13 protein-coding genes are annotated in these 15,789 nt (G+C 70.3%); 2 read left to right on the top strand and 11 right to left on the bottom strand.

All coding sequences use genetic code 11. The features are described 5' to 3' along the window. Positions 1-12: 12 nt before the first annotated feature. Genes IPJ17_06490 through prmC form a run of 4 tightly spaced genes read right to left on the bottom strand, consistent with a single transcriptional unit; the run spans position 13 to position 4,769 of the window. Complete coding sequence (locus IPJ17_06490) at positions 13-2,259, bottom strand: transglycosylase SLT domain-containing protein (GenBank protein ID QQR75220.1); 2,247 nt, start codon at positions 2,257-2,259, stop codon at positions 13-15. Beyond that, on the bottom strand, positions 2,256-2,603 hold the full coding sequence (locus tag IPJ17_06495; GenBank protein QQR75221.1) for a histidine triad nucleotide-binding protein: 348 nt from the start codon (positions 2,601-2,603) through the stop codon (positions 2,256-2,258). The genes IPJ17_06490 and IPJ17_06495 overlap by 4 nt, the downstream gene beginning before the upstream one ends. Beyond that, positions 2,593-3,897, bottom strand: a complete 1,305-nt coding sequence (gene murA / locus IPJ17_06500; protein ID QQR75222.1) for a UDP-N-acetylglucosamine 1-carboxyvinyltransferase — start codon at positions 3,895-3,897, stop codon at positions 2,593-2,595. Before murA ends, IPJ17_06495 begins: the two co-directional genes overlap by 11 nt. Positions 3,898-3,917: 20 nt before the next feature. Beyond that, a complete protein-coding gene (prmC, locus tag IPJ17_06505; GenBank protein QQR75223.1) occupies positions 3,918-4,769 on the bottom strand; it encodes a peptide chain release factor N(5)-glutamine methyltransferase in 852 nt (283 codons plus the stop codon). Between the two features lie 68 nt (positions 4,770-4,837). On the opposite strand from prmC, the gene IPJ17_06510 reads away from it, so the two are divergent. Continuing rightward, positions 4,838-5,779, top strand: a complete 942-nt coding sequence (locus IPJ17_06510) for an EamA family transporter (protein ID QQR75224.1) — start codon at positions 4,838-4,840, stop codon at positions 5,777-5,779. Between the two features lie 28 nt (positions 5,780-5,807). On the opposite strand, the gene prfA is transcribed toward IPJ17_06510, so the two are convergent. From prfA to IPJ17_06540, 6 genes are all read right to left on the bottom strand, one after another. Beyond that, positions 5,808-6,893, bottom strand: coding sequence for a peptide chain release factor 1 (prfA, locus tag IPJ17_06515; protein QQR75225.1), 1,086 nt, complete (start codon positions 6,891-6,893; stop codon positions 5,808-5,810). 68 nt (positions 6,894-6,961) lie between these two features. Continuing rightward, positions 6,962-7,165, bottom strand: coding sequence for a 50S ribosomal protein L31 (rpmE, locus tag IPJ17_06520; GenBank protein QQR75226.1), 204 nt, complete (start codon positions 7,163-7,165; stop codon positions 6,962-6,964). A gap of 133 nt (positions 7,166-7,298) precedes the next feature. Further along, a complete protein-coding gene (locus IPJ17_06525) occupies positions 7,299-8,675 on the bottom strand; it encodes a sigma-54-dependent Fis family transcriptional regulator (protein ID QQR75227.1) in 1,377 nt (458 codons plus the stop codon). Further along, positions 8,672-11,443 (bottom strand): PAS domain-containing protein, encoded by a 2,772-nt coding sequence (locus tag IPJ17_06530; GenBank protein QQR75228.1) that lies wholly within the window; start codon positions 11,441-11,443, stop codon positions 8,672-8,674. The genes IPJ17_06525 and IPJ17_06530 overlap by 4 nt, the downstream gene beginning before the upstream one ends. A gap of 237 nt (positions 11,444-11,680) precedes the next feature. After that, complete coding sequence (locus tag IPJ17_06535; GenBank protein QQR75229.1) at positions 11,681-13,594, bottom strand: carboxypeptidase regulatory-like domain-containing protein; 1,914 nt, start codon at positions 13,592-13,594, stop codon at positions 11,681-11,683. A gap of 82 nt (positions 13,595-13,676) precedes the next feature. Further along, positions 13,677-14,438 (bottom strand): ComF family protein, encoded by a 762-nt coding sequence (locus tag IPJ17_06540; protein QQR75230.1) that lies wholly within the window; start codon positions 14,436-14,438, stop codon positions 13,677-13,679. Positions 14,439-14,564: 126 nt separating this feature from the next. On the opposite strand from IPJ17_06540, the gene IPJ17_06545 reads away from it, so the two are divergent. Then, positions 14,565-15,110, top strand: coding sequence for an outer membrane beta-barrel protein (locus tag IPJ17_06545; GenBank protein QQR75231.1), 546 nt, complete (start codon positions 14,565-14,567; stop codon positions 15,108-15,110). A gap of 39 nt (positions 15,111-15,149) precedes the next feature. On the opposite strand, the gene IPJ17_06550 is transcribed toward IPJ17_06545, so the two are convergent. Beyond that, positions 15,150-15,737 carry a TlpA family protein disulfide reductase gene (locus IPJ17_06550; GenBank protein ID QQR75232.1) on the bottom strand — a complete coding sequence of 196 codons (588 nt, stop codon included), beginning with the start codon at positions 15,735-15,737 and terminating at the stop codon, positions 15,150-15,152. Positions 15,738-15,789 lie beyond the last annotated feature (52 nt).

Consider the following 15,789-nt stretch of genomic DNA (forward strand, 5'->3'; position numbering starts at 1 on the left):
CGAGGAAACCTATCACGGGGTGGGAATCGATGGCCAATCGGCAATCTCCCGGTACCGCCCCCGGGCTTCCAAGACTCGTGCCAGGTAGCCTCGTGTCTCGCGGAAGCTGACCCGGCTCAAGAGCTCGGCGGTCTCCGCCGTCCGGCAGGAGCGAGCCCAGGCCTCGGCCTGGGGTTCTCCGGCGTTGTAGGCAGCCACCGCCAGTTCAGGCCGGCCCTCGAAACGTTCGAGGAGCTCGGCGAGGTGGGCCGCGGCGAGCTCGATGGCGACGTCGGGTTGGTCGAGGGCGCTCGCGGCGAAGTCTGTCAGGCCGAGTTGCGCCGCCAGGCGGCGAGCGGTGGGCAGGACGAACTGCCCAAGGCCGCGAGCGGCCGCTGGCGAGAATGCGCGTGGATCGAACCGGCTCTCCTCTCGCAGGATCGCGGCGAGCAGTGCGGGGTCGACGCGGTGTCGCGTCGCCGCGGCGAGAAGCCGCTCGCGGTAGGGGAGCGGCAGCACGAGGCGCCGGAGTACGAGCGGCCACTGCGATTCGCCGAGCCCACGAGGGGCAGCTCCGCCGACTCGCTCAGCCAGCGCCATGGCGGCGGACGGCTCGCCCGCCTCGAGCAGGAACATCGACGCGGCCAGCGCCGCGGCGAGGTCACCGCGGGAGAGGAGCCCGGCAGCTGCCGCTCCTTCGCGCCAGAGACCGAGCCGGAGGAGTCGCTTCGTCGGCTCCTCCGGCGTCGTCTCCTTCGTGCCTCCGGGAGGTGGCCAGAGGGGCGACAGCGCGGCGAAGCGGGCGTAGCGCGGGTCGCTTCGGATCGCCTGCGCAAGGCGATCGCCGGCACCTGTCGCGAGAGACCCGAGGGCCCGGGCCAGGTCAGCACCCCGGATCCGGTCCGGCAGGTCGCCCTGGAGCAGTTGCGCCGCCGACGCGTCGGCCGACGGGCGGAGTGTCTGGCCCTGCAACCGCACGACGGCGGCCTCGGCGAACGGATGGTGTGGCCGGCCGTCGAACGCGCGGCGATAGCGAAGGAGCGCCTCGTCCTGGCGACCGCGGAGCTCGGCGAGTCGCCCCTGCCAGTAGGCGACCTCGCGGTCTGTTCCCGGCTCGGCGCGCAGGGCCTGCGCGAGCCAGGCTTCGGCCCGGTCGCCGCGTCCGGCGACGAGATCGTTCACCGCCAACGTCAGCAGGCTGCGGGCGCGAGCACTTGCGGCGTCGCGTCCGGGGCCGAACCGGGCGATCGCGGAGATGGCCTCCCGTTCGTCGCCCGCCTGGGAAGCCAACCGGACCTGGGCGAAGCGCGAGGCATCGGACCATCCGCCCCGCGGAGCCGCGAGCTCGGCAGCGCGATGGTCGGCGAGCGCACCGGCGGCGTCACCGGCGAGCTCGCGTGCCCGCGCGGCGTAGAAGAGCGCTTCGGCGCGGGAGGTCGCCGTCAGGGGTTGGGTGGCGAGACGCTCCAGCTCGCGCGCGGCCGTCAGGTGGTCGCCGGCCCAGAACCGGCTGCGCGCGAGCGTGAGGGCCAGCTCCCACGCTCGCGGACCTTGGGCCGAGGCGAGCGCCGGTTCGAGTGCGCGAATCGCTCGTTCGAAATCCCGCTGGCGTGCATAGGCCAGGCCGAGTCGGTCTGGAGGAAGGGTGGGGAGCGGCAGGCCGGCGAGCTCGCGCCGGGCCAGCCGGTCGACGATCTCCTGGGCGACACGGTCATCGTCGCGCTCGACGAGGAGGGCCTTCCAACGTTCGGCGACGGTCGCGAGGTCGCCGGCGGCGAGGGCGCATTCCGAGGCGAGTAGCTTGAGTCGTCGGAAATCGTCGCGCTCGAGCCGCGACGGCAGAGCGCCGAGCACGGCGCGGCACCCCCCTCCCGCTTCGGCGGATCGCCGCAGCCCCGCATGAGCGCGCTCGCGTAGGCGACGGTCGGTCGAGCTTCCGAGGACGAGCAGGAAACGACCGGCCGCACGCTCCGGGGCTCCGGCGGCGAGCTCGATCTCGCCGAGCTCCTGGTGTGCCCAAGGAGCGAGTGTCGGCTCGTCACCGATCGAACGCTCGAGGGCGCGGCGGGCCTCGTCGATGTGGCCTTTCGCCAGGAGCAATCGGCCTTCGAGGAGGCGCAGGCCCTCGCTCGACGCCGGATTGCGATCGGCGGCGATGCCGGCCTGCACCTCGCCAAGCGCCGCGTCGATCTCGCCACGCCGCACCTGCTCGGCGATCACCGGCCGCGGGTCCGGTGTGCCGAGCGCCGCGGTCAGCGCGAGCGCGGCGAACAGCATCATCCCGGTGGCCAGGCGAAGCGTCGACCGCCCAGCACGTGGACGTGGAGGTGGAAGACGGATTGCCCGGCGTCGCCGAGTGTGTTGGTGACCACGCGGAAGCCGCCATGGTCGTGGCCGCGCTCGCGCGCCAGCCGCGCAGCGACCAGGTGCAGCCTGCCGAGCAGCGCCTCGTCGTCGGCTTTCGCGTCGAGCAGGCTCGCGAGGTGGCGGCGCGGGATCACCAGCAGGTGGGTCGGGGCCTGCGGGCTCAGATCCTCGAAGGCGAGGACGAGATCGTCCTCGTAGAGTCGACGGGCAGGAATCTCGCCGCTCGCGATCTTGCAGAAGATGCAGCTATCCGACATGAGGCTCCTCCTTCGTCGAAGGCGGCGCGGCCAGGGACGAGCCGCTGAGTCGCTCGACCGTCGCGCCGAGCACGCCGAGCTTCGTCTCCATCGCCTCGTAGCCGCGATCGAGGTGGTAGATGCGGTCGACGATCGTCGTGCCGCGCGCCGCGAGGGCGGCGAGGACGAGCGAAGCCGAGGCGCGCAGGTCGGTGGCCATCACCGCGGCACCGGAGAGCGGCGTCGGACCGTGCACGCGGGCGAAACGGCCATCGAGCCGGATGTCGGCGCCCATGCGGCCGAGCTCGGCCGCATGCTGGAAGCGATTCTCGAAGACACTTTCGCAGATGGTCGAAACGCCCCGCGCCTGGGTCATCAGCGCCATGTACTGGGCCTGCAGGTCGGTGGGGAATCCGGGGAAGGGAGCGGTGAGAGCGTCGCGCGAGCGCAGCTCCCCGGAGCGGCGCACACGAATCGCCGTCCCCTCGGTCTCCACCTCGGCGCCGACCTCGCCGAGCTTCTCGAGCAGCGACGCCAAGGCTTCCGGATGCACGCCGTCGACCGTCACATCGCCGCCCGTCAGGGCGGCGCCGATCAGGTAGGTCCCGGCCTCGATGCGGTCGGCGATCACTGTGTGAGCACCGCCATCGAGGGCCTCGACGCCCTCGACGACCAGCGTCTCCTCGCCGATCCCCTCGATCTTGGCGCCCAAGGTGACGAGCAACCGGGCCAGGTCGTTGACCTCGGGTTCGCGCGCGCAGTTCTGCAGCACCGTCGTGCCGCGGGCGAGCACGGCCGCCATCAGCAGGTTCTCGGTGCCGGTGACGGTGACGGTCGAGAAGCGGAAGCGGGCGCCGACCAGGCGGGGCGCGACGACGTCGACATTTCCGTGCTCGAGTCGGACCTCGGCCCCCAGCGCGACGAGCCCGGCGAGGTGCTGGTCGATCGGGCGCACGCCGATGGCGCAGCCGCCGGGCAGCGAGACGCGGGCGTGGCCACGCCGCGCCACGAGTGGACCGAGGACGAGAACGCTGGCCCGCATCGTCTTGACCAGCTCGTACGGGGCGTCGTCGAGGCAGGGCTCACCGGCGGGGGCGAAAGTGGTGACGTCGCCTTCCTCCTGCGATCCCTGGCCGAGATGCGCGAGCAGTCGTCGCAGGGTGGCGAGGTCGCGTACCTGCGGCAGGCGCTGGAGCCGCACGGGGCGGTCGGTGAGAAGGGTCGCGGCCATGGCCGGCAAGGCGGCGTTCTTCGCACCGCTGGCGGCCACCCGTCCGGCCAGGACGGCCGGACCTGCGATACGGAATCGGTCCATGAGTGCTCCGGAGATCGAGGCTACGTTGCCCGGCGCCTTAGTACCACAACTCGTGGAATCCCGGCCAAGTCGGCGATCCAGTGTGCCGGCTCGAGCCGCGAGCGTTCGGCCATTTCCAGGACCGGATCGAGCTGGCCGGCGCCGATCTCGAAGGCGAGCCAGGCGGCCGGGGCGAGCGCTGGGCCGACCTCGAAGAGCAGGCGCTCGATCGTGTCGAGGCCGCGCTCTCCCGAGAAGAGTGCCAGGTGGGGCTCCTGGTCGCGGACCTCGGTCGAGATCGCCGACGCGTCGGCGAGCGCCAGGTACGGAGGATTCGAGACCACGAGATCGAAGCGGGAGAGCGCGAGACCGCGTCCGAGGTCGCTGGCGAGGAGTCGAACGCGGGAGCTCGCGCCGTGACGGTGGAGGTTGCCAGCCGCTACCGCCAGCGTAGCCGGAGAGAGATCCAGGGCGACACCCCGCGCCGCCGTCAGCTCGCAGGCGAGCGTGGTCGCGATACAGCCCGAACCGGTACCGAGGTCGAGGAAGTGCGGCTGCGGCGGGAGCGGGAGCGCGAGCGCCGCCTCGATGAGGTGTTCGGTCTCCGGACGGGGCACCAGGACGCGCGCATCGACGCGGAAGCTCCGGCCCCAGAACTCGCGTTCGCCGAGCAGGTAGGCGACCGGCTCGCCGCACAGACGCCGTTCGAGGAGCTCGGCGAACCGCGCGGCGGCGGATGCGGAGATCGCATCGCCGTCGCCGCCGAGCAGGTCGACCTCGCGCTTTCCGAGCACGTGGGCGAGCAACAGGCGCGCCTCGCGCGGCGGCGCGTCGAACGGCGCGGCGGCGAGGCGGCGGCGTGCCGCGGCGAGCAGGGCGCGGACCGTCGTCACGCCGGTGGTTCTATCGCTGCCTGGAGGTGGCGACAAGGGGGCGTCCGTGCATTGGGTAGACTGGGTCCATGGTGCGATCGCGGCTCATTCTCGCCCTGCTCGCGGTCTACATCATCTGGGGATCGACCTACCTCGCGATTCGCTATGCCCTGGAGACGCTGCCGGCGTTCACCATGGCTGGAATGCGTTACGGGATCTCCGGCCTGCTGCTCTATGCCTGGGGCCGATGGCACGAGGGCGTTCGTCCGGAGCGAGGGCAATGGCCGGCAGCGATCGGTATCGGTGCGCTCCTGATGCTCGGCGGACACGGCGGCGTCGTGTGGGCGCAGCAGTACGTTCCGTCGGGGCTCACGGCGCTGTTGGTCGCCACGGAGCCGCTCTGGATCGCCGTTCTCGGGTCGCTCGGCCCGTTCGGCTTCCGGCCGCGCTGGTCGACCGCCGCCGGGCTGCTCGTTGGCTTCGGCGGTGTGGCGCTGTTGATCGGCAATCCGTTCGGCACCGGAGTCCGGGCCGTCGACCCGCTCGGAGCCGCGGCGCTCGTGTTCGCCGCACTCTCCTGGGCGGTGGGCTCGCTGGCGGCCTCGCGCGCGGCGATGCCGCGTTCGATCTGGCTGACCAACGGCATGCAGCTGGCAAGCGGCGGAGCGTTGCTGGCGATCGCCGGGATGGTCCGCGGCGAGTGGGGCACGATCGACCCGGCGACCTTCTCGACCCGCTCGGTCGTCGCATTCTTCTACCTGATGATCTTCGGCACCCTGATCGGCTTCTCGGCCTACGGGTGGCTCCTGCGGAATGCCCATCCGACGCTCGCTTCGACCTACGCCTTCGTCAACCCGGTGATCGCCGTGCTGCTCGGCTGGCTCGTCGCCGGAGAGACGCTCTCCGTTCGCATCCTGGTGGCCGCGGCACTGATCCTGGTGGCGGTCGTGCTCATCGTGCTCGTGCCGTCGCGGCCTGGCGCCACGGCGGAGGCGGGAGCGCCGGCACTCGGCCCTGGCGGCGAAGTCTGAAGTCGAAGTCGGGAGCTGCGCAGGCCGATCAGACAGCGGCCGAGCGCGCGGTCTCGGCGATCAACTCGGCCTGGAAGTGTCGTCCCAGCGCCTCCAGCAGCGGGTCGAGACCGCCCTCCAGCACGTCGGGGAGCTGGTGCAGCGTCACCCCGATCCGGTGGTCGGTGACGCGATTCTGCGGGAAGTTGTAGGTGCGGATCTTCTCGGAACGATCGCCCGAGCCGACCATGCGTCGGCGCTCGGCGGCCAGCGCCGAGTCGGCTTTCTCGCGTTCGGCCTCGAGCAGGCGCGCGCGCAGGACGCGCAGCGCCTTGGCGCGGTTCTTGATCTGGCTGCGTTCGTCCTGGCAGGTGACGACGATCCCGGTCGGCAGGTGGGTGATGCGCACCGCCGAGTAGGTCGTGTTCACGCCCTGGCCGCCCGGCCCGGAGGCGCAGTAGCGATCGACCCGCAGGTCCTTCTCGGCGATGTCGACCTCGACATCCTCGGCTTCTGGCAACACGGCGACGGTTGCCGCGGAGGTGTGGATCCGCCCGGCGCTCTCGGTCGAGGGTACCCGCTGGACGCGGTGGATCCCCCCCTCGTACTTCAGGCGGCTGAACGCGGCGTCGCCTTCGATGATCGCCGAGACCTCCTTGACCCCTCCCGCTTCGGATTCGGAGAGGTCGATCACCTCGACCCGCCAGCCCCGTCGCTCGGCGTAGCGGCTGTACATGCGGAAGAGCTCGGCCGCGAAGAGGCTGGCTTCGTCCCCGCCGGTCCCAGCGCGGATCTCGAGCACCACGTTGCGTCCGTCGTTGGGGTCCTTGGGGACGAGCTCGAGCTGCAGCTCGGCGTCGATTCCGTCCCGCCGCGCAACCAGCGTGGCGACTTCCTGCTCGGCCAGGGTCGCGAGGTCGCGCTCGTCGCCGGCATGGGCCAGCATCTCGCGCGCCTCGGCGAGCTCCCGATCGACGCGACAACGTTCGCGATAGAGCGCCACGGCCCGGTCGATCTCGGCCAGGGCCTTGCTCGCCTCCCGGTACAGGCGCGGCTCGGCCAGCACCTCGGGTGAGGCGAGGCGGGCCGTCAGCTCGTCATGGGTCTTGGCGAGCTGCTCCAGCTTCTCGAGCATGGGTCAGGGGGAGAGGGCGAATCGCCGCCGGGGCAGGTGCGAAAGCGCCCGGCGGCGGAGCCGGGTGCTCAGGCGGTGCGCTGGTAGCGGCGGTTGAAGCGCTCGACGCGACCCGCCGTGTCGATCAGCTTCTGCTTGCCGGTGAAGAACGGGTGGCAGGCGTTGCAGATCTCGAGCCGCAGCTCCTTCTTCGTGGAGTGCGTCTCGAAGGTGTTGCCACAGGCGCAAACCGCCGTGACCCGGTACATCTTCGGATGGATGTTCTCTTTCATGGTCGGAGTCCTTCGGGCCGCCGGTCCCGCCGCGCGGGCCCGGAACCCGGCATTCTAGCCGGAGGGGGCGGGTCTGTCCATGCCGGACCGTGGGCCGAGGGGTCCGGGTGACCGGTTCTGCCCCCAGATCGGGTCAGGCGGAGGTGCCCTCGGCCGAGATATTCAGCCGCTTCATCATCTCGTGGAGGGTCGTCGGCTTGACCCGCAAGAGCTCGGCAGCGCGCTTCTGTACCCCTCCAGCGCTTTGCAGGGCCCGGACGATCATCTGCCGCTCGTAGGAGGCCATCGCTTCCTTGAGCGATACCCCTTCGGGGGGCAGGGGGATGGCCGTCGGTTCGCTCGCCGAACGCCGCAGGGTGGCCGGGAGCAGGTCGACGTCGAGCACCTCGCCCTCCGAGAGCACCACGGCGCGCTCGACCACGTTCTCGAGCTCGCGGACGTTGCCCGGCCAGCGATAGTCGAGCAGCAGCTCCATGGCGCGTGGGGCGATGTCCCGCAACGGCTTGTCGTTCTCCGCCGCGAAGCGGGCGAGGAAGTGGCGGGCGAGCAGCGGGATGTCCTCGCGCCGATCGCGCATCGGCGGGAGCTGGATGGTGATGACGTTCAACCGGTAGTAGAGATCCTCGCGAAATGCCCCCTGGCGCACCGAGGCCTCGAGCTCCGCGTTGGTCGCCGCGATGATCCGCACGTCGACTCGCAGGGTCTCGATCCCGCCGAGCCGCATGAACTCCTTCTCCTGGATGACGCGCAGCAGCTTGGCCTGCGTCTCGAGGGGGATGTTGCCGATCTCGTCGAAGAAGATCGAGCCGTTGTTGGCCAGCTCGAAGAGCCCCTTCTTGTTGGCGATCGCTCCGGTGAAGGCGCCACGCACGTGTCCGAAGAGGTTGCTCTCGAGCAGGTCCGGCGGCATCGAGCCGGAGTTGACGGTGATGAACGGCCCTTGCGACCGGCGGCTGTGCTGGTGGATCGCCTTGGCGACGAGCTCCTTGCCAGTACCGCTTTCGCCGAGGATCAGGATATTGCTCTTGGCCGGTGCGGCGAGCCGCACGAGGTCGAAGACCTGCTGCATTTCGCGGCTCTTGCCGATCAGGTTGTCGAGCCCGAATCGTTGCCCGAGCTTCTCGCGCAAGGCCCGGTTCTCGACCCAGAGCCGGCGCTGCTCGAGCCCGCGCCGCACGGTGAGCAGGACCTCTTCGTTCTTGAACGGCTTCGGAATGTAGTGGAAGGCGCCCTCGCGCATCGCCTCGATCGCACCTTCGATCGAGGAGTAGGCGGTCACCACGATCACCACCTGGTCCGGGTCACGCCCCTTGAGCTGGCGCAGAACCTCGATGCCGGACATCCCTGGAAGCATCAGGTCGAGGAGCACGAGATCGATCTCTTCGCGCTCGAGCACCAGCAGCGCGTCCTCCCCTGTCCGCGCGACGACCGGGTTGTACCCTTCGCGGCGGAGCAGGACGGAAAGGACGTCCTGCAGTACTTCTTCGTCGTCGACGATGAGGATGTTCATGAGGCGGGCAGCGTGCCGGGGGACTCCTGCCGGGGCAGCACGACGGTGAAGCGAGTCCCTTCTCCGGGTCGGCTGTCCACCCCGATGCGCCCGCTGTGCTGGGCAACGATCTGCTGGCTGATCGCGAGGCCGAGTCCGGTCCCGCCCTGGCCCGCCTTGGTGGTGAAGAAAGGCTGGAAGATCTTGTCGAGGAGCTCGGGGGGAACCCCGTGGCCGCTGTCAGTGACGACAAGCTGGGCCATCGTGGCGTCAGCCGAGAGCTCGACGACGAGCGAGCCGCCGCCCGGCATCGCGTCGACGGCATTGAGAAGAAGATTGGTCACGACTTGTTGCAGCTCCCCTTCGTTGCCGAGCACGTGAATCGGCTCGGCCGGGGCATCGTACCGGAATCGGATCCCCCTCCGGGAGAAGCGCTCGCGAAGCAGATCGGCACAGTCGCCAATCACCGCGCCGACCTCGAGCAAACCCTTCTCGCCGCCGCGCTGCCGGGCGAAATCGAGAAGGCCGTTGACGATGCGGGCGGCGCGGAAGGTCTGGCGCTCGACCTTCTGCAGCAGCTCGCGCCGCGGGTCGCCTTCCGGTGTGTCGGCGAGCAGGAGCTGTGCGTAGCTCGAGATGCCGGTCAGCGGCGTGTTGACCTCGTGCGCGACGCCGGCGGCGAGCAGGCCGATGGCGGCAAGGCGGTCCTGCTCCTTGAGCGCCGCCTCCATCTTGACCCGGTCGCTGACGTCCTGCACGACGAGGATCCGTCCCCCGGGGCCGTCGCTCGAGCGCATCGCCGCGACACCGACCTGCAGATGCCGCACCTCGCCGTCCGGCGCGCTCCACTCGACCTGCCAGGACGGGGAGCCGGGCGCCGGGATCCCCGTCACCGGGAGGATGTCGCCGATCGGCAATCCGACGAGGCCAGCCGCCGAGCGCTCGACGAGCGCTGCAAACGCCTCGTTGACCTGGCGGATGTGCGCGCTCTCGTCGATGACGGCGATGCCGGCCGGAGACGATTCGATGATTCGCTCGTTGTGGCGCTGCAGGTCGGTGACCTGTTCGAGCTGATGCTGAACCTGATCGAGCAGCTGCGCGTTCTCCACCGCGAGTGCGGCCTGGTCGAGCAGCGAGCGCACCAGATCGAGATCCTCGCTGTTGAGCGGAACGCCCGAGCCCTTGGGTCCGACCAGCAGCAGACCGATCGGCTTCTGGCGGACGACGAGCGGGAAGAGATAGCGCACGCCGTTCTCCGCCAGCCGCCGGAAGGCGGTGCGATCGCCGGGAAAGCCGTCGGCCGGGAAGATCGCCCGATGCGGAGTGCTCCAGATTCCTGACGGGAGATCGGCGAGATCGATCGCCGGAGTCGAGCGGGAGCCGGCGAAGGCGGCCTCGAGTCGGCCGCCGCGCGAGAGCAGGAGCTCGACGCGATCGAGCTCCAACGCGTCGGCGAGCTCGGCGACGAGGACTCGCGCGAGCCGATCGAGATCGCGTTCGTGGAGCAGCTCGCGACCGAGCTGAGCGAGCGCGCGGCGCCGCCGGAACGCGGCACCGTACTGCAGCCGCTCGAACACCGAGCTGACACGCCGCTGCGCCGGAACGACGAGAGCCGCGATGCCGAGCCCCGCGGCGAAGGAGGCGGCGTCGCGCGAGAGTCCCCAGCTTTCCGGCAGGACGCGGCGGATGAACAGGTCGAGCAGCGCGAAGCTCCCGAGGCCGACGAAGAGAGTCAGGCCGTAGGAGAGCCCGTCGCGCACCATCACGCCGAGATCGAAGAGCCGGTAGCGGAGCAGCGCCCAGGAGAAAGCCACCGGGACGAAAGCGAGCGGCAGGACCGAGAGCACGACGACCACCGGAGGCCAGTGGACGCCGACGACCGTCGGCAACAGGTAGAGCGCGGCGAACGGCAGATAGCCGGCGACGGCCCCGACGGCGAGCCACTGCATCTGCCGTCGCGACTCCCACTCGGCCACCTGGCGGAGGCCGACGACCAGACCGGCGGCGGCCAGGACCGTGAAGAGGGCGATGTGGGCGAGGTCGAGTCGATCGAGCGCACGGATCGTCGCCGCGGTGGGTGGGCCGATCCAGAGCCTGCCGTGGGCGGCGGCGAGATCGAGATTGGCGGCGAACAGCAGGGCGCCGGGCAGATAGGCCCAGGGGAGCAGCCGGCGAATTCGCGAATGACGAGCGGGGACGCCGGGGATCGCCAGGAAGAGGTGCAGGGCGAGCGGCGGCAGCAGGCCGCGCGCGGCGGCCTCGACGAGGTAGAGGAGCTTGCCCAGCGCGTCGAGCGGATAGACGGGCGAGAAGACGTAGACGACGGCCGAGGCGAGCGCCCAGAGGAAGAAGAGCTGGCCTTGCGGTGTCCGCCAGAGAGCGAAGAGTCCGATGCCGAAGTAGACGAGGCCGAGAAACGCGAGGACGAGGTAGGGGAGATCGAGCGCGATCGGTGGGCGCCGGTAGTCGGCCTCGATCAGTTGCTCGCCGCGCAGGATGACCAGGTGGGCGCTCTCCTGGTCGCGCAGGTGACGCTCGATCGCTTGGGCTCCAGAAGTGGCCGCCTGGCCGTCGACGAGCAGGATGCGGTCGCCCGCCGCGAGCCCGGTCGTCGAGTCTTCGACCGACACCACGCGCAGATGATCGGCGCCGGCCGCGGCGCGGAACCCCAACGGTTGGAAGGAGACCAGCTTGCGGTGAAAGCTGACCCCGGCGAGCGCGAGGCAGATCGCCCCGAGGAGCAGGAAGGCCAGGGCGAGAGCCCGTCGAGCGGGCTTTCCGGCGTTCATGGTGTCGCTGGGGCTTCGAGCCTCACGAATTCGACATGTAGCACGCTCCGTGCCACCGTCGCAGCTGGCTGAATCGCCTCGAGAGCGTTCATTCCAGGGGATTTCCGCGATGCCGATGGAATCGTTTGGAGAGGATCCAGTGGATTGGATCCAAGGATAGGGAGCGCCAGACTCCCGAAAACGGCAATTCGGGCCGATCGAGCGAGGGGCGGGATCGTCGAGAACGGGCGGGTGGGGCTAGAAGCGGACCGACACACCGGTGGTCAGCCGGCGGCGCACGGAGTCGGACGGGAGGTCCTCCAGGTACGAGGTGGTTCCGCGGCTGAGCTCCATGTTGACCCGCATCGCCCAGGAGGCGGGCAGGTCGAAGAAGACATTGAGGTCCTGCGTCACGGTCAGCTCGAGGCGCTCGAGGTCCAGCTGCGCCACGGTCGCGACGATCGGGCCGAGCATCGGCTCGAGGTCCTGTTGCAGCCGCTGGAAGGCGACGATCACCGCGGTCGAGCTGGCAGCGAAGCGGGTGTCGAGCGACGTGACGAGATAGGCGACGCTGTTGCGATAGGGCTGGCGGTCGGCCGCGACATAGCTGCCGCCGCCGCCGCTCGCCGCCGTCGACTCGAGCTTGGCGAAGACCCGGTCGCCGAGCTTGCGGGAGAGCACCACCTTGATCTCCGGCAGACGGTCGCCGGGGACGAGGAAGAGGCTATCGACCTGATCGAAGAAGTCGTCGCTGAAGTAGAGGCGGACGGTGCGATCGAACTCCCGCTGGGCGCCGCTCAGGGCGAGCTTCAGGCTTCCCGGATCGGTGGCGGAGTCGCCGCGCCGAAGCTCGAGCTCGTAACAGGTCAACCCGGCGGCGTCGCAGGGATCGTCCTGTCCGAGCAGCAACGGAATGAACTCCTCGAGCCAGGCGTTGCCGTCGCCGCCGAGATCGAAGCGCTTCGAGACCAACACGCGCCCTTTCCAGTTCGGACCCAGGCCGAGATCGGCGCCGGCGCGCGGCGTCAGGGCGACATCGCCGGCGCGCAGGCCGCCGAGCAGGCCGTAGCTCAAGCCCACCCGCGGGTCGAGCTTGAGATCGCCGCCGCCGAACGCCTCGAACTGACGCTGGCTCGCGGCGAGCAGCGGCGAGGTTTCGTCCCCATACTCGCTGTTGCGCTCCCGATAGCGCACCGCGGCGTGCAACTCGCCGAGGTCACCGAGCTCGCGCGAGTAGGTCCCCTCGAGTCGGAACGACCGCGAGGCGAGCGGGATGGCCGCCGGCTCGATCAGCCCCTTGGCGTGCAGCCCGCTCTCCTCGGTGTACTGCGCGAGGATCGCCGACTCGGTCGCCGGGCCGAAGGCGCGCGACCACCGCACGCCGTGTTGGGCGAAATCGACGGGCACCTCGTGGCCACCGACGCGGGTCGTCAAGCGATCGACCCGCGAACGCAGGTCGAGCTCGCTCGTCTGGCTGCCGAGCAGGCGCAAGGCGAGCGAGGTCGTCTTGCCGCTCGCTCCGGCGCTCCCGGCGTCGAAGCGCTCGCTGCCGAGTTGCCGATAGTCGCCGTCGACCGAGAGCCGCATGCCGAGCATGGTGCCCTGGAGCCGCATCTCGCCGCCGGCGAACGCGGCATCGGTTCCACCGAGCAACTGCGTGACGCCGGTTTCGGCGGTCATCTGGGCGAGGAACTGCTGCTGCGTCGCGGTCTGCGAGGACGCCGCCTTCGCCGCGTCGGTTCCGTCCGCGAGCTCGATCTCGCGCAGAACGTCCGGAGGAACCTGCTCGCGGAGCGCCCAGAAATCAGCGTCGCCGTCGCCGCCCTCTTCGGGGCTCGCGACGAGCTGCAGCTCCACCCATTGCGCAGCCTGTCGCGAGGCGCGCGTCAGCATCAGCACGGCGGGTGCGAATCCGCGCTTGAAGGCGATGACCTTGTAGAGGCCGGCTGGCAGGGCGTCGAAGAAGAACTCGCCATCGCCCTGCGTCGTTGCCAGGCGGAGCGTGCGATCGACGAGCTGGTAGGCGTAGACCTGAACGGCAGGAAGCGGCGCGGCGCTGTCGAGGACGCGACCGGCGAGTCGACCGGGGTCGGGCGCCTGGTCTGCACGCGCACCACCAGCCAGAGCCATCCACGCGAGGCAAAGGGCGACGACCGAACGGTTCGTGCTCATGAACAGGACCCCAGACCGCTACAAGATAGCTCAACCGTCAAGGGGGTGCAACGAATTCCCAGGGGAGGGGTGGAGGCGCGGCTCACCTCTCTCTGGGACAGGCCGATCGGCTGCCCGGAGGGGGCGTCAGGCCGATGGCGAAGACCGAGACCGAGGTCGCGCCGCCGGCCTGCAGCGCGGTGGCAGCGGCGCGCAGGGTGGCTCCGGTGGTCGTGACGTCGTCGACGAGCAGGATCCGGCGACCGGCGACCGGCCCAGGATCGGCAAGATGGAAGGCCCGCCGTGGGCCGCGCAGGCGGGCAGAGCGCGGCAGGCGAGCCTGGGCTTGGGTCGCCACCCGGCGGACGAGCGGCTGTGCCAGCGGGATGGCCAGCTGCCGGGCGAGCGGCGCGGCGATCCGCTCGGCCTGGTTGAAGCCGCGCCACCAGCGACGGCGCCAGTGGAGCGGCACCGGGACGACGAGGTCGACGTCGGCGAAATCGGCCGCGAGCCGGTCGACAGCCACCGCGGCGAGCTCCGGGCCGAGGTAGTCGAGCTGATGAAACTTCAGGCCGTGCATCACCCGATCGAGCGGCGGACGGTACTCCCAGAGGGCGACGAGGCGGTCGAACGGGGGCGGATCGAGCCGGCAGCGGCCGCACTGCGGCGCAGCGAGGCCGGCGAGACCGGCGATTGGGCGAGCGCAGTGTCGGCAGGCCGGCTGGGGCGGACGCCGGAGCCGGGAGAAGCAAGGCAGGCAGAGGCCGCAGGGAGCCCGCCGGCTGCGCCGAGAACGGGCGCAGCCGATGCAGCGGTCGGGAGCGAGCAACTCGAGGCCGAAGGCGATCCAGGGGTGGCTGAGCATAGACATCTTGGGTGGAGCGCTGGGGAGGCTCGTATGAAGGGAAAAGACGGAATCGGTGGCGGTATACTGCCGCCCCGCGTCGCGGCTCGGCCGGGATGCGTCGTCACACCGTCCAAGGAGGCCCCGTTGCGCCGCGCCCTTTCCTTCCTTTTCCTTCTGGCCCTGGCCGCCACCCCGATGGCCGCCCAGGGAACCGAGCCCTACAGCTTCGACCTGGGTCTGCTCGGCGGAGTCGGCGGTTCGGCGGACCTCAAGCCCGATCCCGGGCTCACCAACCCGGCCTTTTCGGCCTTCGCGCTCATGGTCACCGAGCGCTACACGCTGGTCGGGGTGCGCGCCGGGAGAATCGAGTTCGACGAGAGCAAGGGGTTCGGGAGCGACCTGGCCAAGGCCGATCTCGAGTATGCCGCGCTGGTCGGTGAATACCGCTATCCCAAGGGTTATTACGACCTGGGGGTCTACCTCGGGCTCGGTGCCTACCGCGTCAAGGGCGAGTTGCCGGACGGCGAGGCGCGCAACGAGACGGCCGTGGGATTCGCTTTCGGCCTGACGGGCGAGTTCCGGCTCTATCGCCGTCTCTACCTCGCGGCGGAAACGAACGTGCACTACGCCTTCCTCGACGAGGCGCACCTGTTCGGCGGGGCCTCGATCGGTCTCGGCCTGCGCTTCTAGGGCTGTTCGGGTGCCGCTCTCGGGCCCGCCCGCGGATCGTCAGCGGGCGGCCGAGTTGCCGATCAGGCTCTGAAGCCGCGCGCGCAGCGCCGGATCGTCCCAGTTCGTGGCGCCGACGAACTTCTCGACCACCTTGCCGTCCACCAGGAGGTAGGTCTCGGGCAGTTTGTCGGTGCCATAGCCATGGGCGACTTTCCAGTCACTGTCGAAGAGGTTCAGGCCGGCGATCTCGCCGAGGAACTCCTGCGCCTTGGCGGGGTTGTCTTCGACCGACACGAGAACGTAGCGCAGGCCGGCTCCGTCGGGGAAATCCCGGACGAGCCGCTTGAGCGTGGGGACCTCGGTGACGCAGGGCGGGCACCAGGTCGCCCAGAAATGGAGCAGGGTGACGCGGCCGAAGCGGTCTTCGAGGGAGACACTCGATCCGCTGGCGTCGACCGGCTGCGGGCGGCGAGCGAGCGAGATCCGCTCGCCGCGCGGCCAGAACAGGGCGGCGAGCACGGCGGCGACGAGCACGGCGAAGACCCAGCGCGGGACGCCCGACGGCGGCGCTGCGGGGGCCGGATCGGCAGGCGGAGGGTCGGCGGGCGGGGGCGATCCGGTCGGGTTTTCGGTCTCGGGTTCCATGCGTCCAGTTCCTGGTGCGGTTTCCCCGCTTCTTTGACCTAGACTACGCGGG

The organism is Holophagales bacterium (assembly GCA_016699405.1).
GTDB lineage: Bacteria > Acidobacteriota > Thermoanaerobaculia > Multivoradales > JAGPDF01 > JAAYLR01.